This is a genomic window from Janibacter terrae NBRC 107853, from assembly GCF_001591405.1.
Classification (GTDB): Bacteria; Actinomycetota; Actinomycetes; order Actinomycetales; family Dermatophilaceae; genus Janibacter; species Janibacter terrae.
This window is the reverse complement of record NZ_BCUV01000004.1, coordinates 72,888-93,052: the sequence shown is the minus strand read 5'-3', so window position 1 is coordinate 93,052 and position 20,165 is coordinate 72,888. Positions and strand designations below refer to the sequence as shown.

Genomic DNA, 20,165 nt, shown 5'->3' with positions numbered 1-20,165 from the left:
ATCATGGACGACGTGCGAGCAGCTGCAGGGTGGGGCGGCTGCGCGGGGAGACGAGGCGCTGGCCCAGGACGAGGGGGAGGCTGGCCACGGCCGCGGCGAGCACCGGTCGCGAGCCGAGGACCCCCTGCGGCCGCTCGCCCGGACGGACCGCCCGGGCCAGGCTCGCGGCGTCGACGCTCAGGCTGTCGAGGAGCAGCCGCCGCACCTCGACGTCGACGAAGCCGGCTGTCCGCGCGGCCCGCGCCAGGGAGTCTGCGGTGAAGAAGCGGATGTGCGTCGGGTCCTCGAGCATCCACCAGGCGGCGCCGTACCGGGTGAGGCCGGTGCTGTCCCCCGCCGGCGTGAGGAAGCTCGCGCGACCACCCGGCCGCAGCAGGTCGAAGGAGGAGCGGAGCGCGGCGTGCGGGTCGACGACGTGCTCGAGGACGTGGATGCCGTACACGAGGTCCTGCTCCCCCGGCAGGTCCGTGGCCTCCTCGATGCCACCGGTGCGCAGGTCCCCCTTCGCGCGCACGACCTCGTCGACGCCGACCTGCAGCTGGTCGGGGTCGACCCCGGCCACCTGCGCGCCGTCGTCGAGGAAACGGCGCAGCATCGTCCCCGCGCCGAACCCGACCTCGAGGACCCGCTCCGGGACACCGTCACGGACGAGCTCGCGGTAGGTGAGGTCGAGGCGGATGCGGTCGAGCGTCGGCTCGCCGCCGTACGCGAGGTCACGGTGGTCGGCCGGGCAGCGGTCGAGGTCCCGCACCAGGTGCCCGCAGCGCTCGCACCGCTCGAGCACGCAGCCCCCGCGCACGGCCTGCCCGCGGACCGGGCCGTCGCACACCTCGCAGCGCGGATCCGCGGCTTCACCTACCCTTGGGTAACTCACGGCGCTAGCCTAACCGTCGGCGTTGCACCCCTCGCAGCGCGACAAGGAGAGACGAATGACCTGGAGCACGACGACCCCGAAGCGGCGGCTGAGGGTGCTCTACCTGTCCTGGCGCGACCGCGAGAACCCCGAGGCGGGCGGCGCAGAGACCTTCACCGAGCGGACCTCCGAGGTGCTCACCCAGCAGGGCCACGAGGTGACGATCTTCACCGCCACCTTCCCCGGCTCCGCCCCGCGCACCCGGCACGGGGACGTCGACGTCATCCGTCGCGGCTCCAAGTTCAGCGTCTACCTCCACGGCATGTGGCACCTGCTGCGCCACGGCCACGACTACGACGTCGTCCTCGACGTGCAGAACGGCGTGCCCTTCTGGTCGCCCCTCGTGACGCAGGTGCCCGTCGTCAACATCGTCCACCACGTGCACCGCGAGCAGTGGACCGCCGTCTTCGGTCGCAAGGTCGCCCGGCTCGGGTGGCTCCTGGAGTCCCGCGTCGCCCCCTGGGTCTACCGCCGCAGCCGCTACGTCACCGTGTCGAAGTCGACCCGCACCGAGCTCGAGGAGCTCGGCGTCGACCCCGGCCGCGTCGACCTCGTCTACTCCGGCAACGACCGGCCCGCCGACCTCGACCGGTTCGCCCGGCTCGAGCGGACGCAGGCCCCGACGATGCTCTTCCTCGGCCGCCTCGTGCCGCACAAGCACGTCGAGCAGGCCGTCGACATCCTCGCCTCCCGGGCCATGTCCCACCCCGACCTCGAGCTGCACGTCGTCGGGGGCGGCTACTGGGAGGACTCGATCGCCGAGCACGCCCGGGCGCGGGGCGTCGCCGACCGCGTCCACCTCCACGGATTCGTCCCCGAGGAGCGCAAGCACGAGCTGCTCGCCCGCGCCTGGGTCGTCGTCATGCCCTCGCACAAGGAGGGCTGGGGCCTGACGATCGTCGAGGCGGGCCTGCACGGCACCCCTGCCGTCGCCTACGGCTTCGCCGGCGGCCCGAGCGAGTCGATCGTCCACGGCCGCACCGGCCTGCTCGCCGACTCGGTCGGGGAGTTCGAGGACCACGTCATCCGCCTCGTCGACGACGCCGCGATGCGTCGCGACCTCGGCCGGACCGCGCGCCTGTACGCGAGCTCCTTCGACTGGGGCCGCGCCGGACGGCGCCTCGAGTCGGTCATCGAGTCCGTCCTGGGTCTGCGCGAGCGCTACCGCGACGACGTCATCGACCTCGACGCGCTCATCGCCACCCGCCCCGTGGAGGACCACGCGCCGGACCTGCAGGCCGTCGCGTCCTGATCGACGGCCCTGCCCGGCCATGACGAAGGGGGCGTCCGCTCGAGCGAGCGGACGCCCCCTTCGCGGGGTCTGGGGCAGATCAGCTGTTGTAGTTGATGATCTGCTGGTTCTCCTGAGGGACGGACTTGTTGCCCTCGTACTGCACGATGCCGAAGATCAGCAGCGCCGCCATCGCCGCGCCGAGCACGGTGCCGACGACGTTGTAGGCCAGCTTCTTGGAGCCGTCGTTGTTCACAGGTGTCCTCCGTCAACGGATGTCGTTCCGGCCATCCTATACCGGCCGGTCACTTCGCGGCGAGTCGTGCGGACGTGTCCCCGGTCCCACCCCGGCGCGTGCGCCAGAGCCCGCCGACGGACCCGATGAGCGCCGCCGCGGTCCCGGCGAGGCCGAGCCCGCGCAGTGCGTCCGCGTCGTCCGAGACGGGGTCAGGGCGTCCGAGGTCGACGACCCGCAGGTCGCCGACCGTGCGCGTCGCGAGCCCGTCGAGGGCCGGCACGGTGCCCTCCGGGGCGGGCTGGTCGGTCTGCACGACCACCCAGCGGACCCCGAGCGACCTGAGCACCCCGGGGACGTCCCCTCCCGACGCGAGCGCCTCCGCGACCCGCGCCGACGCGGGGTCCTCTCCGGCCACCGTGCGGTCACGCAGCGGCAGCCGGTCGTCGGAGACGACCTGCTGCGGGAGCAGCCTGTTCCACGGGTCCAGGACGACGCGGTCCCCGTCCCACGCGTAGCGGCGGTAGGTCGACCACGGGAAGACGGCTGCCGGCTCACCGCTGCGGCCCACCTCGCGCGCGACGGCGAGCACGTCGTCGGGGTAGTCGACGCTCCCCCAGGCACCCGCGTGCCCCGCGGCGAGGGTGGGCAGGGTGGCGACCGGCCACAGCACGGCCACGGCCACGAGGACCCGCGGCAGGTCGCGCTCGACGAGTCGGTCGACGACGACGGCCGTGGCCACCGCGAGGAGCAGGACCCACAGCGCGACGAACTTCTGCCCGTCGCGCAGCAGACCGCCGCCCGGGACGGTCGTGACGACGGCTTCGAGCAGGGTTCGCCCGCCCGGCAGGGCCGCGAGGCCCGCGAGGAGCAGCCCGAGCACGCCGCTGGCCGTGGCGGCCCGGGTCACCGGCGCGCGCCACCAGGCGGGGCTGCGCAGCGCGAGCGCGAGGACGAGCAGGACCGCGAGCAGCGCGCCGAGGGCCACCGGCCACGTCGTGCGCTCGACGAACCACGTGCGGTCGTTCCACAGCCCCCCACCGAGCAGCAACGAGCCCAGCACGCCGAAGGGGGTGTCCGCCCCGGCCGCGAACGCCGCGGCGCCTCCCGCGTCGGCTGCGTGCGAGGACGCGCGGAGGAAGGGCCACCACCAGGCGGCGTTGGCGAGCAGCGAGATCCCGGCCACGAGCGCGAGGTCCCGTGACCGGAGGCGGATGCTCCCGTCGAGGGAGAGCACGGTCACCGCGGCGACCAGGGTGGCGAGCACGCCGGGCGTCGACCCGCCGAGGGCCGCCGCCGTGAGGGTCGCGGCGAGGAGCGCGAGGCCACGCGAGGTGCGCACCCTGGTGGCCGCGACGAGGACCCACGGCAGGAGGGCGAAACCGAGCAGGTAGCCCCAGTGGCCGATGCCGAGGCGCTCGCCGACCCACGGGTTCCACGACCACAGCATCGCGGTGGCGACGGCGCCGGGCGCGGTGCGGGCCAGCCGTCCGGCTCCGGCTCCCCCGAGCACGAAGCACCCGAGGAGGACGAGCTTCTGCACGAGCCACCCGGGCAGCACCGTGCCGAGCAGCGCGACGACGAGGTCGTTGGGGACGGCACGCGGCACGCTCCCGTCCGTGCCCAGCGTGCGGGCCGACAGCGGCAGCTCGGGGACGAAGACGAGGTCGTAGTGCAGCGTGTACCCGGGGGCGAGCGCAGGACCGAGGACGACGACGCCGACGAGTGCCCCGACCACCGCGCCCAGGACGCCGGGGCGGGTCACCCCCTTCGTCCTCATCGCGACCGGTGGAGCGCTTCGATCTCGGCGAAGGCGTCGCCCATGGCGACGCACTGCGCCGTGAGGTCGTGGTGCGTCACGACGTGGGCGCGGTTGGCGCGCCCCACCTCGGCACGCCGGTCGGGGTCCTCGAGGAACCCGACGAGGGCGTCCGCGAGGGCCTCGACGTCGTCGTCGACGAGCAGGTTGGGCGGCTGGACGGCCTCGTCGTTGGTGCCGCACCGCGTGGTGACCACCGGCAGGCCGCAGGCCAGGGCCTCCAGGTAGGCCAGGCCCAGCTGCTCGGTCCACTTCCACGTCGGTCGCGGTGCGGTGGCGAAGACCGCGGCGGAGCGCATGAGATCGGCGACGCCGGCGGTGTCGAGGGAACCCACGAGCTCGACGCCCGTGCGCGGGTCGTCGGCGGCGGCCCGCACGAGGTGCTCGAGCGGACCGCGTCCGGCGACCTTGAGCCGTGCCTCGGGCACCCGTCGGCGCACGAGCGCCATGGCGTCGAGGATGCGGTCGATCCCCTTGTTGGCGGCGAGGGGCGAGGCGAAGACCACGACCGGCTCGGCCACCGGCTCGGCGGCGGGGTGGAAGAGCCCGATGTCGACGCCGGGCTTGACGACGCGGATGAGCTCGTCGTCGAAGTCGTTGGCCAGGAGGTGGTCGCGGGCGGCGTCGACCATGCACAGCAGCAGGTCGGCGTCCCGGCAGGAGTTCAGGGCCTGACGGTACGGCGGGACCTTGTACAGGGGCTGGTCGGGCAGGTTCTCCCACGTGACGACCGCCTGGAGCGGACGGGTGGCGCCGGCGGACCGCGCCCGACGCCGCCAGCCCGAGGCCTGGCCGGTGACGAGCGAGCACAGCTCGAGCGAGGCCACCCAGTCGTACTCGGAGGGGTCCTGCTCCCGCAGCCCGCGCACCCGGGCGAGGGCGCCGGCCTCGACGAACCGCTTGATCGGCCGCACGTAGGTGCTCGGGATCCAGTCGATCCCGCCGACCGGCTCCTGCTGAGCCATCGCGCGCACGTGGGTGCCCGGCATCCGGGACATCCAGTACAGCTCGCGGCGGGGTCGCTGGTCCGGCAGCGACACCCAGAGCATCCGACGAAGGGCGTCGCTCACGTCGCTGCCCGGTCCTTGCGGCCGCGTCGTGCCCCGAGCGCGTAGCCGCCCGCCTCCAGCGCGCGCAGGAGCACCATGCCGGCCGCGTGCGCCGGGTCCCTGAGGAGCCGACGGTGGTTGCGGGCGTAGGAGCGCAGCACGGCCCGGCCCTGGGCACCGACGGCACCCTCGTGCTCCTGCGCGAAGGCCGGGATGCTCCGGCCGTAGTAGTACCGCTTGCTGAGCACCTCGCGGACGGTGAGGCGGCCCTCGTCGTGGTCGATGATGATCGGTGCGAGCTCGATGCCGGCGCCCGAGGCGCGCATCTTCATCCGCAGGTCGGCGTCCTCCGGGCCGGACATGTCCGTGTGGAAGGCGCCCTCCCCGAGCAGGTACTCACGACGGACGAGGCGCGGGTTGTGCAGCCACGGGTCGTCGAGGTAGCACTCGCGCTCGAGGGCGCGGCAGGCGGTCCAGAAGCCCTCGCCGATCGTCCGCTCCGGCAGGGCGATGCCGCTCGCGCCGGTCGCGCAGGCGGTCTCGAGCGCCATCGCGACGGTGCGTCGCGGCAGCACCATGTCGCTGTCGAGCCAGAGGACCCACTCGGAGCTCGCGGCCTCGATGCCGGTGTTGCGCTGGGCGGAGCGCTCGGGGCCGGCGGTGATGACCCGGTCGGCGTAGCGCTCGGCGACCTCCCGGGTCCCGTCGGTGCTGTGGTTGTCCACGACGACGAGTTCGAGGGGCCGGTGCGTCTGCTCGGTCACCGAGCGCAGGCAGGCCTCGATGGTCCGGATGTTGTCGCGGGTCGGGACCACGACGGTCACCGACCCCGGGATCGGGTGCTGGTCGGGTGCGCTCACGTGGTGCTCTCCTTGGGAGGGTCGGGTCGCATGAAGGTACCGAGGACGGCGAGGACCACGCCGGCCCCGGCCAGGTGGTGCGGGACGAGGGAGGCCTTGATGGTGTCGGCGTCCACGGAGCCGAGGGTGCCCTCGACGAGACCGGCCTGGACGAGGTAGGCGGCCGCCGAGAGGACGACCAGCGCCGCGCCCGCCGCGATGAGGCGACCGGGTCGGGGCCCCTGGCGCCGCACGAGCAGCATCGCAGCCAGCGCCCCGAGGGATCCACCGATGCCCGTGAGGACGAAGGCGCCGAGGACGATGCCCACCTCGACGAGGACCCGCGAGCGGCCGGAGCGGTCGGCGAGGACACGGCCGAGGCCGACGAAGGGGAGCGGGTCGCGTGCGACGACCGGCTCGGGCACGGCGGCCTGCTCGGCCGGGGCAGCGGTCTCGGCTGCAGCTGGGTCGACGAGCGGCTCCTCGGGCCACTCGGTCTCCCGCTCGGTGCGCACCGCGGCGACGCGCCGCCGCACCAGCGGGGTCAGGAGGAGCACGAGCGCGACGAGCAGGCTGAGCCCGCTCACGAGCAGCGCGACGTCCGCGCGGCGCTGCGGACCGTAGCCGATGCTCACCTCGTGGGCCGCGAGGTCGTCGACGTACCACCCGGCGGCGTAGCCGTCGACGACGACGGGCGGGCCGAGGTCGGTGCCGTCCTCGAGCGTCGCGCGCCAGCGCGGGTCGTGCCCCTCGCCGATGGTGAGGAAGTACGGCGTGCGGGCGGCGCCGACGGAGACGGTCATGGACGCGGAGAGCGTCGTGCGGTCGACCTCGACGACGGGCGGTGGGACGGTCTCGGTCGGCTTGGTCCCCTGCCGGTCGCGCAGGGTGAGCCCGTCGAGCTGGATGTCGTCGACCGGACGGAGCCGGTGCTCCCCCCAGGTGATCGACTGTGCGGCGCACCCCTGCCAGGTCGTGGCGGGCCCGTCGCGGCCGGCGATCGCCTCGGGGTCGCTCGGGCGCATGCGGACCGGGTCGCCGTCGATGGTCGCGACGGGGATGCACGGGCGGCTCTGCTCGCCCTGCTCGAGCTCAACCCCGGTGTCGATGCTCGTGAACCGGGGCGGCCGGTTGCCGTCCGAGTCGTCGACCTCGTCGACGGCCACCCGCAGGGTGCGGCCGCTCGTCCTCGGGGGGAGCGTGATCGTGGTGGTGCTCCCACGCCCGATCCGGGCGTCGGCGACCTCCTCGCCGTCGACGAGCACCCGGGCACGCGTGGCCCACATGGTGTCGCCCTCGTCGTCGGGGCCCGGGGCCTGGGTGATCGCCACCCTGTCGAGGTCGCGCTGCGGTCCGGTGACCTCCCACCACGCGTCGGCCAGGTCGCCGCCGGGGACCCACGCGGTCCGCGGGTCGCCGTCGGCGGCCTTGGAGGCGCGCACGTCGAGGGCGTCGAAGTAGGTGCGGTTGGAACGCATCCGGTAGGTGTCGGCCGCGCCGGAGAGCTCGTCGGCGAGGTGCTCGAGGTCGCCGGTGGCGCGCACCCGCGCCTCCATCCGGACCTCGCGGTCGTCGGGCAGGGTGAAGTCGCGTCGCAACCCCTGCTCCGAGTCGTCGGTCGGCGCATCGGTGTTGACCACGCGGGTGAAGCTCACGTCGAGAGGCGTCTGCCCGAACTCGGAGCGCTCACGGGCGTCGAGGCCGGAGTAGAGACGGGAGAGGGTGTCCGGCGTCCGCACGGTCCGCTCGGCGACCAGGCCCTCGGCACCGAGGTCGATCTCGGACAGGCCCACGAGGCTGAAGCCCTCCCCCCGCAGCCCGGCGACGGTGATCCTCACCCGGTCGGTCGTGATGCCGCCGAGCTGGACCTCGGCCGTGCCGTCCTCCTCGACCTTCGCGGTGCGGGTGGACTCACCCGCGTCCACGCGCAGGCTGTCGATCTCGACGCCGCCGAGCGCTGTCGTGTCGATGCGGACCCGGCCCAGCTGGCGCTCCCGGGGCAGACGCAGGATGATCGACTCCCCCTTCGCCCGCTGGAAGTCACCGAAGAGCCACGACGTCCGCCGGTCGCCGTCGATGGCGTGCTCCGCGACGCCGTGCGGCAGGTCGAAGAAGGCCCCGCCGGAGCTCGTCGCGGTGGCGCGCACCCCGTCACGCACGAGGGTGCTCTGGTCCTGGGCGTCGCCGAGCGCGCGGGTGAGCGCAGGGGTCTCGTCGGCGGCGAGGACGGCGCCCTGGTTGGCCGTCAGGCGGTTGGTGATCGCGGCGCGACGCTGGTTGGTGTCGGTGAGCACCATCCGCCCGCCGTCGCGCAGGACCTCGCGCAGCTGCTCGTCGGTGACGTCGTGCGCGTACCGGAGCGCGGGCGTGTCGTCGAGGAGGCCCTGCTCGGCCAGTGGTGGGATCGCCCAGGCATCGCCGGCGACGACGACCGTGCCGGGGGTGGGCGTGGCACGCACGACGCCACGGTGCCCCCGGACGCCGTAGAGCTGCAGGGGCGAGAGCACGGCCTCGTCCTGGGAGACCGGCGGCACTGCGTAGGTGAACATGTTCTGACCCGGGGCGCCGAAGTTGGCCAGCCCCCGCAGGCCGGGGTCGCCGCCGAGCGCACGAGCCGTCTCGCCGGGGCGGGCACCCCCGGTGTCCTCCCAGTTGACGTCGTGGCGCAGCAGCACACGGTCGGCCCCGAGGTAGCGGGCGAAGGGGGAGACCTCGTGGCTGCCCGCGGTGCCCTGCTGCAGGGTGGCGTCGAGGGCCGCGAGGAAGTTGCCACCGGTCGCGGAGGTGTTGGGGATCGTCTCCGGGATGACGGCATCGCGCTGCATGAGCGAGTTGGGCAGGTCGTCCGGCCGCTCGAGGCTCCAGCGGTAGGAGGAGCGCGTCTGGCCGGGCAGGAGCAGCACCCGGCCGTTGACGTCCCCCTCGTCGGCCGCGGCCGCGGCCCTCTTCCAGTAGTCGGGGACGTCCAGCGGCGAGACGTAGAGGTTGCCCGTGACCGCGGGGGCGACCAGCGCGACGACGACGCCGGTGGCGAGGGTGGCCACGAGCGGGACACCGCCGTTGCGCCGCAGCACCCGTGGGAGCAGCCGGACGAGACCGAGACCGATGACGAGCGCGAAGACGAGGGCGAGACCGGCCCCGACCTTGTTGGTCGTGCGGAAGGCGACGAGTGGCGTCAGGTGCTCGAAGAGCCACCGCAGGACGATGCTGAAGGCCGAGCTGCCGTTGCCGCCCGGGTAGAGGCCGACCATGATCACGGCGACGATCGCGGTGCCCAGGGCGCTGAAGCGGGCCAGCCGGGCCGGGACGACCCGCAGGGAGGCGAGCGCGGCAGCAGGCCAGAGCATCGTCAGCAGGACGATCACGGCGCTCGTCAGGTACATCGCGTACTGCGGGATCCACGGGCCGGCGTCGGAGGAGCCGTAGTAGGACCACAGACCGAGCCCACGCAGGACCTCGCCGAAGGAGCTGACCCGGGCGATGCCGTCGAGGGACTCCGAGCCCTGGACGATCTGCGAGCCGGTGTCGCTCGCCGCGGCGCCGGGGACGAGCCAGTAGGCGGAGACGAGGACGACGAAGAGGGCGCTCTTGGCCAGCGCGGTCAGGACCTCGGCCCACGTCAACCCCTGCTCGGAGCGCACGTGGAGCACGAGCGGGATGACGAGGAGCAGCTGGTAGACGGGCACGACGCCGACGTTCATCCCGCTCATGCAGAAGAAGACGAGTCCCACGGCGGCCGGCCAGGCCCAGCTGGTTGGCTCACGCAGGGCCTTGGTCATCGCGATGAGCAGCCACGGCAGCAGGGCCATCGGCAGGGCGATGGCGAGGGTGCCTCCCGCGGCCACCGCGTACGGGTTGGCGATGTAGGCGACGCCGGCGAGCAGGCCGGCCCAGGCCCCGGCGCCCGGCACGAGGGTGCGGAGCAACCGGTTGGTCCCCCAGGCGGCGAGCGCCCAGAGCAGCAGGTGGTAGACCTTGAAGGCCATCTCCGGGTCCAGCCCCACGGCGCGCAGGGCGGCAGTGACGACGAGGACCGGGACGAGCCCCACGTTGAAGTTCGGCGAGCCCAGGTAGGGCGAGGAGGTCCACGCCGACAGGTAGCGCGGCAGCATCTCCTGCGGGGCGAGGTAGACCTCGGGCTTGATGTCGGTCTGGAAGACGCCCCACGAGTTGCCGAAGACGACGACGGCGAGCAGGAGGAGCAGGAGTGCGGACACCAGCCGCACGGAGCCCGCGCGGTCAAGCCGGAACCGGCTGCGCACACTCACCTCTTCCTCTCGGGACGCGTCGTCCGACGGTCTCGCCCCAGTGGAACCTGCAGCACGCCGGACGGCCGATCCTAACCGACCGGGGCATTTCTGCTACCGGGGCGTAACATCGTGTGGTCATCCCCACCGACCGCCGAGGACCCCCATGACGTCACGTGCGCGCCGGGCGCTGCCCGTCGCCGGTCTCGTCCTCGGGGCCTCCATGGGACTGGCCAATGTCATGGGCTACGTCTTCGTGGCCCTCGTCTCGTCCACGCTCGGCCCGGCCGACTTCGGCGGCTTCTCAGCACTCAACACCTACGGCGTCCTGCTCGCCCTGCCCGCCGGCGCGTACCAGCTCGTCGTCGCCCGACGGCAGGGCGCTCGGTACCGCGTGACCGACCGCCACGTCACGGGGCTGCGCTCCGCGCTGGCGGTCGGCAGCGTGCTGGCGCTCGTCACCATCGCCCTCTCCCCCGTGCTCGCCCACCAGCTGCGCCTCGACACCGCGTGGTCGGTCGTGTGGCTGGCCCTCATGCTGCCCCCGATGACGCTGACCGGGGCCCTGCAGGGAGTCCTCCTCGGACGGGGCCTGCTCGGCCGGCTCTCGGTCGTCTACCTCGTGACCGCAGGATCACGACTCGTGGCCGCGGTGGTCGCGACGCTCGCCGGTTTCGACGTCGTCGAGGTCTTCGCGGCCACGCTGCTCGCCTCGGTCGCGACCCTCGGCTGCGCGCTCCTGCTCACCCGGCACGAGCTCACCGGTGGCAGGTCGGCACGGGGCCTGCTGCGCGACCTCGTGCGCAGCAACCTCGCGCTCGCCGGCCTCATGGCGCTCTCGTCGGTCGACGTCATGCTCGCCCGCAGCGTGCTCACCGACCACGACAGCGGCTCCTACGCCCTGGCCGCGCTCTTCGGCAAGGTCGTCTTCTGGGGCACGCAGTTCGTCGCCCTGGCGATCGTGCCGAGGCTCGCGGAGGGGTCGCCCGGCGCGGTGCGCGCCACGGTCTACCGCTCCGCCGCCGGGGTCCTGGCCATCGGGACCGTCGTCGCGCTGGGCTGCGCGCTGCTCCCGGGCCGGCTCGTCGCCCTGTCGGGAGGCGCCGCCTTCACCGACGCGGAGCCGCTGCTCGTCTGGAGCGCGATCATCGGCACCCTGTGGGCGGTCGTCCAGGTGTGGCTCTTCGCCGGGATGACGCGCGGTCACCACGTCCTGACCGTCGTCGTGTGGGTGGCGGCCGGGGTGCAGAGCCTGCTGGTCCTCGTGTGGTTCAACGACTCGCCCTACGAGGTCCTCGCCGCCGTGGGCGGGACCGCCGCCGTCGTCGCGGGGGTGGGGCTGCTCACCACGCCGAAGGGGGATGCCCCCCTCCCCCGTGCGGACCCGGCCGAGGCCCTGGTCGCCTGACCGAGCCCGAGCCCACGGTCAGTCGATCGAGCTGGCCTTCTTCGAGGGGTAGAGCTTCTTCGCGAGCGGGATCAGCTCGGGGAAGCGGTGGATGGCCGTCCATGCGGCCTTCTGCCCGGGACCCAGCGAGGAGAGGTAGGCCAGCCGGCGCCACCGCACGTCCCACGGCTCGTCGGTGCCCCGCGCCGTCGCCGCGTCGCGGCGGAAGCTCAGCGCATGCAGCCCGTTGGCCCAGCGCGGGTCACCGTTGACCTCGGCGTCCCAGCGGCGCTCGACCCGCCACTGCGGGTGCCGTCGGATGTACTCCTCGTGGGCGCCGCGCACCATCGGGTAGGAGGCGTCGTCGACGAGGATGACTGCCTCGTCGGCGAGCCAGGGCTCGATGATGCCCAGGGCCAGGTAGTGCGACAGGCCGGTGTGCTCACCGTCGTAGAAGTAGACACCCACCGGACGGTCCAGGAGGCCCGGCCGTCGCAGCAGCGAGAAGCAGTTGCCCTCGATGAGGCGCACGTCCGCGTGGGCGGCGTGGGTGCGCAGGTTGTGCTCCAGCTCGGCGCGGGCCTCCCGGCCCTGCATGCCGAACTCGAGGTAGTTCTCCACGACGTAGAAGGCCTTGCCCTCCACCCCCTGGACCGCGGCGCACATCGAGCGCCCCTTGTAGCTGCCGACCTCGAGGTAGCACTCGTCGGCGGGCATAACCCGCGCTGCGGCGTTGAGGACGGCCAGCTCGTTGGCCGAGGTGTAGCCGTTGACCCTGTCTGCCAGCTCGGCGAAGACCGGGTCGGTCGGAGCGCTCGTCCGCGGGTCCCCCTCGAAGGCCTGGTCGACCGCGGCGAGGAAGTCCTCGACCCGCATCAGCGCCAGCCGTCCGAGGACCAGTCGTCATCGCCGCGTCGGCGCGGCTCGGGGTCGGCGAAGTCGTCGTCGCGCAGGACGGACCGACGGCTGGTGCGGCGTGCGGACCGGTTGTCGTCGCCGACCTCGTCGTCGGTCTCGTCGCGGCGGGGGCGGCGCTCGGCCACGCCGGAGCGCAGCTCACGACGAGCGCGGGGGCCGTCGCCGCGCAGGTCGATGTCGTCGTCGCCACCGCGGCGCGGACCGTCGTCGTCCCACTCCTCCTCGTCGCGCGAGGCCCCCCGGACCATCCACACGACGCCGAGGCCCAGCAGGGTCGCGCCGGAGAGCCCGCTGTAGATCGCCTTGTTGCGCTGGATGCCCTCCGGGTCGTCGCAGACGTTCTTGGCGTCGGTGTTGGGCGAGCTCGGGGACCCGCACTTGAAGATCCCCTGGTCTCCGCCGGTGAGGAGCGTGACCGGGGAGGTGTAGAAGTAGATCGCCGCGAAGATCAGGGGGATACCGAGGATGATCGCCAGAGGGGCGAACTGCCGGGAGGGAGTGATCGCCGCGGTGTGATCTGTCATGCGGCGCATATTACCCACGGGTTGGGCATAATGGGCGCGCCCCCTCCGGAATCAGGACATGACCTCGACCTCGCACTCGCACACCTCCCTGCCCTACCGACCGGCCATCGACGGCCTGCGGGCCTTCGCCGTCCTCTCGGTGATCCTGTACCACATGGTGCCGGCAGCGCTGCCCGGAGGCTGGTTCGGCGTCGACGTCTTCTTCGTGATCTCCGGGTTCCTCATCACGGCGCTCCTGCTCGCCGAGTACCGCAGGCGACGGGGTCGGATCGACCTCCTCGGCTTCTGGATGGCGCGGGCCAGACGCCTCCTCCCCGCCCTCTTCGTCGTGCTCGCGGCGGTCCTCTTCGCCGCGGCCTTCCTGACCCTGCCGGGACGCACCGGCAATGTCGCTGGTGACGTCCTCGCCACGCTCGGCTACGTCGCCAACTGGCGCTTCGTGCTCGGCGACGAGGCCTACTTCGGTCAGGTCGCCTCCCCTTCGCCCGTCCGGCACGCCTGGTCCCTCGCCGTGGAGGAGCAGTTCTACCTCGTCTACCCGCTCCTGCTCATCGGGCTGCTCGCGCTCGTGCGCCGCCGCGCGACCCTGGTGACCATCCTCGCGCTCGGCGCCGCCGCCTCTGCGCTGCTCATGTCGCTCCTGCACCACCCGGGGCTCGACCCGAGCCGCGTGTACTACGGCACGGACACCCGCGCCCACCAGCTCCTCGTCGGCGCCGCCGTCGCCGCCTTCACCAGCGGCGGGCCGGGCGCCGTGGACCGCGAGCGGGTGCGCGTCCTCGACCGCTGGTGCCGCCGCCTCGCCCTGCCCGCCCTCGCGGTCGTCCTCTCCGCCTCCTGGTGGGCCGGGCGTGCCCAGAGCGCCCTCTTCGAGGGCTGGGCCGTCGTCCTGTCCCTGCTCATCTGCATCGTGCTGGTCGCCGCGACGAGCCCCTCGAGCTCCCTCGCCCAGCGCGTCCTGTCCTGGGAGCCGCTGCGCCGCATCGGGCTGGTGTCCTACGGCCTCTACCTGTGGCACTGGCCGATCGTCATCTTCCTCAACGACCAGGTCATCCCGTGGCCCACGCCCGTGCGGGTGGCCCTCCAGGCGTCGCTCACCGCACTGCTCTCGTGGCTGAGCTACCGGTTCGTCGAACGGCCCATCCGCAAGCAGGGCATCCGGGCGCTCGTCCCCCGCCTGCCGCGCCTGGGCACCGTGACCTCCTGGGTCACCGCCCCCCTGCTCGTCATCGGCGCGCTGGCCCTGCCGGCCGCTGCCCGCACCGTGGCCCCCGTGAGCCCGCTGGGGGCGGACGAGGTCTCGATCGCCCAGCCGGTCTACCGACCGGACGGGCGGATGACGACCGTGACCTTCCTCGGCAACTCGGTCCCCAAGAGCCTCATCGAGAACTTCCGCGCCTCCAACCACCCGGACCTTCGTCTCGTCGACCACACCAACGTCGGGTGCGACCCCCTGGACGCCCCGCGTTACTTCGACGGTGCGCGCCAGCCGGACCAAGCAGGCTGCCAGGAGTGGCGCGACGGGTGGACGAAGCAGGTCCCGACCGACGAGCCCGATGTCGTCGTCTTCTTCGTGGCCCAGACGATGGTCAGCGACCGGCTCGCCGGCGGCAAGGTCGTCGAGTTCGGCTCCGACGCGTGGGTCGAGCTCGTCGAGCGCGCGCTCGATCGCGCCAGGAGGTCCGCGGGCAGCGGCCAGTTCGCGCTGATGAACCTCGCCTGCCACGACATGCCGACCTTCGGCAGCGAGGAGATCAGCCGGGTCAACGACGACGAGTACGTCGAGCGGCTCAACGACACCGTCGCGGGATGGGCCGAGCGCGAGGACGTCCCGGTCCTCGACCAGCACTCCCTCCTCTGCCCGGGCGGCACGGTGCACGACGTGGTCAACGGTGTGCCCCTGTACGACGACTCGATCCACTTCACGTCCGAGTCGGCGCCGATCTTCTGGCGGTGGCTGGCTCCCCGGCTGCAGCAGATCTCCCGCGGGGAGGACCCGTCGTAGCCCGTCTCGACGCGGTCGTCCTCGCCGGTGGCCTCGGCCGGCGGATGGATCCGCTGACCCGCGACCTGCCCAAGCCTCTGCTGCCTGTCGGTCTCCACCCGCTCGTCGAGCACCAGGTCGCGTGCCTGTCCGCGGTCGGGGTGGACCGTGTGGTCCTCGCGACGTCGTACCGCGCGGACGACTTCATCGACCTGACCCGTGCCCTCCGGGCGAAGGGGGTGCACCTCACCACCGTCGTCGAGGAGACCGCCCGGGGCACGGGCGGCGGCCTGCGCGGGGCGCTGCGGGCGCTGCCGGGGGCCGACGAGGTCGTCGTCCTCAACGGGGACCTGCTCACCGGGCACGACCTGGCGGCGCAGGTCGCCTCCCTGCGCACAGCCCCCTCGGAGGTCCTCGGCTCGGTCCACGTCCGCGAGGTGCCCGATGCCCGTCCGTACGGCAGCGTGCTCACCGAGGGCCGTCGCGTCCGCGCCTTCGTCGAGAAGTCCCCCGACCCGCCGTCACGGATCGTCAACGCCGGCACCTACGTCGTGCGCGCCGCCCTGCTCGAGGTGCTCGCGGCGGGTGTGCTCTCGCTCGAGCACGAGGTCTTCCCGGCGCTGGCGGCCCGTGACGCCCTGCACGTGTACCGGGAGGAGGCCTACTTCCTCGACGTCGGCACGCCGGCCGCCCTGGTGCGGGCCAACCGCGATCTCGTGGTGGGGGACGGCCCCTCGTGGCTGCTGCGCGACGGAGCAGACGCCCACGGGGCCCTCGTCGCGGCAGACGCCGACGTCGACCCGAGCTCCACCGTCGCCGGCGGGTCGGTCGTGCACCCGCGGGCCTCGATCGGGCCCGGGGCCAGCCTCGAGGCGGCCGTCGTGCTGCCCGGGGCGACCGTCGCAGCCGGGGCGGTCGTGATCCGCAGCGTCATCGGCCGGGACGCGCGGGTCGGACCCGGGGCGCAGGTCGTCGACGCAGCGCTCGGGACCGGGGGGTCCGCCGACTGAGCCGCCCCCCGGACCGTCGTCCTAGTGCGCGGCCTCGTGCCAGCTGCGGCCCAGCCCGACGGAGACGTCGAGCGGGACGTCCATGTCGACGGCGGCGCCCATCTGCTCGCGGACGAGTGCCTCCACCGCGTCGGCCTCGCCGGGGACGATCTCGATGACCAGCTCGTCGTGCACCTGCAGGAGCACGCGGGAGGACAGGCCCCCGTCCGTGAGCGCCCGGTCGACGCGCAGCATCGCCATCTTCATGATGTCGGCGGCGGAGCCCTGGATCGGCGCATTGAGCGCCATGCGCTCGGCCATCTGGCGCCGCTGCCGGTTGTCGCTCGTGAGGTCGGGCAGGTAGCGACGCCGCCCGAGCATGGTCTCGGTGTAACCGGTCGCCCGGGCCCGGTCGACGACCTCCTCGAGGTAGTCCCGCACCCCACCGAACCGCTCGAAGTACTCCTCCATGAGGCCGGTGGCCTCCCCCGTGGAGATCCCCAGCTGCTTGGACAGGCCGAAGGCGCTCAGGCCGTAGGCGAGCCCGTAGGACATCGCCTTGACCTTGCTGCGCATCTCGGGGGTGACGTCCTGCGGCTCGACCCCGAAGACGCGCGCGCCCACGAAGCGGTGCAGGTCCTCTCCGGTACGGAAGGCCTCGATGAGGCCCTCGTCGCCCGAGAGGTGGGCCATGACCCGCATCTCGATCTGGCTGTAGTCGGCGGACATCAGCGACTCGTGGCCGGCGCCGACGACGAAGACCTCGCGGATCCGCCGCCCCTCCTCGGTGCGGATCGGGATGTTCTGCAGGTTGGGGTCGGTCGAGGACAGCCGCCCTGTGGCCGCGATCGTCTGCTGATAGGTCGTGTGGATGCGACCGTCGTCCGCCACGGACTTGAGCAGTCCCTCGACGGTCACCCGCAGCCGGGTCGCATCACGGTGCCGCAGGAGGGCCTCGAGGAAGGGGTGCTCCGTCTTGGCGTACAGGTCGGCCAGGGCGTCGGCGTCCGTCGTGTACCCGGTCTTGGTCTTGCGGGTCTTGGGCAGCGCCAGCGTCTCGAAGAGCACGGTCTGCAGCTGCTTGGGCGAGCCGAGGTTGATCTGCTCGTCACCGATGGCCGCCCACGCGTCGGCCTGGGCGGTCGCGACCTTGTCCGCGAAGTCCGACTCCAGCGCCCGGAGGGCCTCGACGTCCACGGCGATGCCGGCGCGCTCCATCTGGGCGAGCACGTCGACGACCGGCAGCTCGACCTCACGCATGAGGCGCGTGCCCCCGGTCTCCTCGACCTTGCCCGCGAGGACGGTGGCCAGCTCGACGGCGGCGACGGCGCGGGTCATGGCCCCGCGGCCGACCTCCGAGTCGTCGGCGGAGAAGTCGAGCATCCCCTGGTCCCCGGACTCCCCCTCCGCAGCCGTGAGGTCACGACCGAGGTGGCGGACGGTGAGGTCGGCGAGGTCGTAGGAGCGCTGGTCGGGCCGCACCAGGTAGGCGGCGATCGCGGTGTCGACGACCAGGCCCTCGAGCGGCAGCCCGGAGGCGGCGAGGGCCAGCATCGGTCCCTTGGCGTCGTGCAGCACCTTGGGCCGGTCGGTGTCGGCGAGCCACGCGCGCAGCGCGCTCTCGTCCTCGGGGCCGAGCCCGGAGACGTCGACGTACGCCCCGACCCCGTCGGCCGTGCCCAGGCCGAGCCCGGTGACCTCGCCGGAGCCGCGTCCCCACTCGCCGACGACGTCGAGGCCGAGGCGCTCGGTCGCGTGCTCGGCGAGCCACCCGGCCACCTGGCCCTCGGCGAGGACGGTGCCCTCGACCTCGAGGCCGCCGGTGACCTCGGTCTGCGCCGTGTCGAAGGTCGCGAACAGCCGATCGCGCAGGACGCGGAACTCGAGGCTGTCGAAGAGGGTGTGGACCTGCTCCCGGTCCCACTCCCGGCGCTCGACGTCGGCGACCCCGAGGGGCAGCGCGACGTCCCGCACGAGGGCGTTGAGCCGCCGGTTGCGCAGCACCTGGTCGAGGTGGTCGCGCAGCGACTGCCCGGCCTTGCCGGGGATCTCGTCGACGTGGGCGACGATCCCCTGCAGGTCACCGTGGGCGGTGATCCACTTGGCCGCCGTCTTGGGCCCGACGCCGGGGACGCCCGGCAGGTTGTCGCTCGCCTCGCCGACGAGGGCGGCGAGGTCGCTGTAGCGCTCGGGTCCCACGCCGTACTTGTCGGCCACCGCCTCCGGCGTCATGCGCGCCAGGTCGGAGACGCCCTTGCGCGGGTAGAGGACGGTCGTGCGCTCGTCGACGAGCTGGAGGGTGTCGCGGTCCCCAGAGCAGATGAGCACGTCCATGCCGGCCTCGCGGCCCTGCGTGGCGAGGGTGGCGATGATGTCGTCGGCCTCGAACCCCTCGAGCTGCACGTGGGCGATGTTGAGCGCGTCGAGGACCTCCTGCAGGAGCGGGATCTGCCCCGAGAAGGCGTCGGGCGTCGCGTTGCGACCGGCCTTGTACTCGGCGTACTCCTCGCTGCGGAAGGTCGCCCGCGAGACGTCGAAGGCCACGGCGACGTGCGTGGGCTCCTCGTCGCGCAGCACGTTGATCAGCATGGCGACGAAGCCGTAGACGCCGTTGGTGTGCTGTCCCGTGCTCGTCGAGAAGTTCTCCGCGGGGAGGGCGAAGAAGGCCCGGTAGGCCAGGGAGTGTCCATCCAGCAGCAGTAGTCGACTCACGCCCCACACCCTAGGCGCTTGGGGGGACAGCCCTCACTCGTGGCAGGCTGCTCCGCAGACGTCGTCGACCCACCAGGAGAACTCCATGACCACCGACTCCCTCCCCCAGCCGGGACAGCTCGATGCCGAGGACTTCAGGGGCATCCGCGGCCCCCTCGCCGAGCGGATGGGGATCGAGGTCCTCGAGGCCTCGGCCGATCGGGTCGTGGCCCGCATGCCCGTCGAAGGCAACACCCAGCCCTACGGGATCCTCCACGGGGGGGCCAGCGTCGTGCTCGCCGAGACCCTCGGATCGATCGGGTCGGCGATCCACGCCGCCGGGCTGGGCAAGATCTGCGTCGGCCTCGACATCAACGCCACCCACCACCGTGCGGTCGCCAGCGGCTGGGTCACGGGCACGGCCGTGCCCGTGAGCCTGGGGCGGACCGCCACCTGCTACGAGATCACCATCACCGACGAGGAGGGTCGTCGCACCTGCACCTGCCGGATCACCTGCCTGCTGCGCGACCAGCCCCCGGGCGTCTGAGGCTCCACGGACCGACGAAGGGGGATCCCGTGGACTTCATCGGCGCGGGGACGGTGCTCAACGTCCTGACGGTCGTCGTCGGCGCCGGGCTCGGCATGCTCGTCGGCGGCCGCCTCCCGGAGCACACCCGGTCGGTCGTCACCGACTGCCTCGGTCTGGTGACCCTGCTCATGGCCGCCCTGTCGGTGATGGACGTGCTCTCCCCCGACCTGGCCGCGGCGGTGGGGTCCAGCGCCCCCGTGCTCGTCGTGCTCGGGTCGCTGCTCATCGGGTCGGTCATCGGGTCCCTGCTCGGCGTCGAGCGCTGGCTGGGCTCGCTCGCCGGCCGGGTGCAGGGCTGGGTCGGCCACTCCCCGACCGACGGCGCCGAGAGGGAGCGGTTCATCGAGGGCTGGCTCACGGCCAGCCTGCTCTTCTGCGTGGGACCGCTCACGATCCTCGGCAGCCTCGACGACGGGCTGGGCCGCGGGATCGACAAGCTGGCCCTCAAGTCCGTCCTCGACGGCTTCGCCGCCCTCGCCTTCGCCTCCACCTTCGGCGTGGGCGTGCTGCTGTCCGCCGTGAGCGTGGCCGTCGTCCAGGGCTCGCTCACCGTGCTCGGCGTGGTCCTCGGCGCCCTGCTGCCGGAGGCGCACATCGCGGCCCTCACGGCCACCGGTGGCCTCGTGCTCGTCGGCATCGCCCTGCGGCTGCTGCAGATCCGTCAGATCCCCGTCGGGGACATGCTGCCGGCGCTGGTCCTGGCACCGCTGCTCACGCAGCTGGTCGTCGCGCTCGGCTGAAGGGGCGGGC

Annotated in this window: 15 protein-coding genes; 6 read left to right on the top strand and 9 right to left on the bottom strand. The window is 73.1% G+C overall.

Translation table 11 applies throughout. The annotated features are described in order from the left end of the window. Position 1: 1 nt before the first annotated feature. Positions 2–874 (bottom strand): class I SAM-dependent methyltransferase, encoded by an 873-nt coding sequence (locus JT1_RS04475; protein ID WP_255218252.1) that lies wholly within the window; start codon positions 872–874, stop codon positions 2–4. 55 nt (positions 875–929) lie between these two features. Here JT1_RS04475 and JT1_RS04470 point away from each other — a divergent pair, with 55 nt between their 5' ends. Further along, on the top strand, positions 930–2,165 hold the full coding sequence (locus tag JT1_RS04470; protein ID WP_068323726.1) for a glycosyltransferase family 4 protein: 1,236 nt from the start codon (positions 930–932) through the stop codon (positions 2,163–2,165). A 79-nt stretch (positions 2,166–2,244) separates the two neighbouring features. Here JT1_RS04470 and JT1_RS18225 read toward each other — a convergent pair whose 3' ends face one another. Genes JT1_RS18225 through JT1_RS04450 form a run of 5 tightly spaced genes read right to left on the bottom strand, consistent with a single transcriptional unit; the run spans position 2,245 to position 10,354 of the window. Continuing rightward, positions 2,245–2,400 (bottom strand): hypothetical protein, encoded by a 156-nt coding sequence (locus JT1_RS18225; protein ID WP_169701846.1) that lies wholly within the window; start codon positions 2,398–2,400, stop codon positions 2,245–2,247. Between the two features lie 49 nt (positions 2,401–2,449). Continuing rightward, entirely contained in the window at positions 2,450–4,144 is a 1,695-nt protein-coding gene (locus JT1_RS04465; RefSeq protein ID WP_068323714.1) for an MmpA family trehalose lipid delivery protein, read from the bottom strand. Between the two features lie 11 nt (positions 4,145–4,155). After that, entirely contained in the window at positions 4,156–5,268 is a 1,113-nt protein-coding gene (locus JT1_RS04460; protein ID WP_082807468.1) for a glycosyltransferase family 4 protein, read from the bottom strand. Then, entirely contained in the window at positions 5,265–6,107 is an 843-nt protein-coding gene (locus tag JT1_RS04455) for a glycosyltransferase family 2 protein (protein ID WP_068323710.1), read from the bottom strand. The genes JT1_RS04460 and JT1_RS04455 overlap by 4 nt, the downstream gene beginning before the upstream one ends. Further along, a complete protein-coding gene (locus JT1_RS04450; RefSeq protein WP_082807467.1) occupies positions 6,104–10,354 on the bottom strand; it encodes an alpha-(1->3)-arabinofuranosyltransferase domain-containing protein in 4,251 nt (1,416 codons plus the stop codon). Before JT1_RS04450 ends, JT1_RS04455 begins: the two co-directional genes overlap by 4 nt. A 145-nt stretch (positions 10,355–10,499) precedes the next feature. Between JT1_RS04450 and JT1_RS04445 the strand changes: the two genes are divergently transcribed. Beyond that, positions 10,500–11,741 (top strand): MATE family efflux transporter, encoded by a 1,242-nt coding sequence (locus tag JT1_RS04445; protein WP_068323699.1) that lies wholly within the window; start codon positions 10,500–10,502, stop codon positions 11,739–11,741. 18 nt (positions 11,742–11,759) lie between these two features. On the opposite strand, the gene JT1_RS04440 is transcribed toward JT1_RS04445, so the two are convergent. Both JT1_RS04440 and JT1_RS04435 read right to left on the bottom strand, forming a co-directional pair. Then, entirely contained in the window at positions 11,760–12,596 is an 837-nt protein-coding gene (locus tag JT1_RS04440; protein ID WP_068323697.1) for a class I SAM-dependent methyltransferase, read from the bottom strand. Then, positions 12,596–13,162, bottom strand: coding sequence for a hypothetical protein (locus tag JT1_RS04435; RefSeq protein ID WP_169701845.1), 567 nt, complete (start codon positions 13,160–13,162; stop codon positions 12,596–12,598). Before JT1_RS04435 ends, JT1_RS04440 begins: the two co-directional genes overlap by 1 nt. 58 nt (positions 13,163–13,220) lie before the next feature. On the opposite strand from JT1_RS04435, the gene JT1_RS04430 reads away from it, so the two are divergent. Both JT1_RS04430 and JT1_RS04425 read left to right on the top strand, forming a co-directional pair. Further along, entirely contained in the window at positions 13,221–15,167 is a 1,947-nt protein-coding gene (locus JT1_RS04430; protein ID WP_068323693.1) for an acyltransferase family protein, read from the top strand. Beyond that, positions 15,116–16,156 (top strand): nucleotidyltransferase family protein, encoded by a 1,041-nt coding sequence (locus tag JT1_RS04425; protein ID WP_255218251.1) that lies wholly within the window; start codon positions 15,116–15,118, stop codon positions 16,154–16,156. The genes JT1_RS04430 and JT1_RS04425 overlap by 52 nt, the downstream gene beginning before the upstream one ends. 21 nt (positions 16,157–16,177) lie before the next feature. Here the strand turns inward: JT1_RS04425 and polA are convergent, their stop codons facing one another. Next, a complete protein-coding gene (polA, locus tag JT1_RS04420; RefSeq protein WP_068323926.1) occupies positions 16,178–18,847 on the bottom strand; it encodes a DNA polymerase I in 2,670 nt (889 codons plus the stop codon). Between the two features lie 85 nt (positions 18,848–18,932). Between polA and JT1_RS04415 the strand changes: the two genes are divergently transcribed. After that, positions 18,933–19,373: a hotdog fold thioesterase gene (locus JT1_RS04415; RefSeq protein WP_068323684.1), complete on the top strand. Its 441-nt coding sequence runs from the start codon at positions 18,933–18,935 to the stop codon at positions 19,371–19,373. Between the two features lie 29 nt (positions 19,374–19,402). Next, positions 19,403–20,155: a DUF554 domain-containing protein gene (locus tag JT1_RS04410; protein ID WP_082807465.1), complete on the top strand. Its 753-nt coding sequence runs from the start codon at positions 19,403–19,405 to the stop codon at positions 20,153–20,155. Positions 20,156–20,165: the final 10 nt, after the last annotated feature.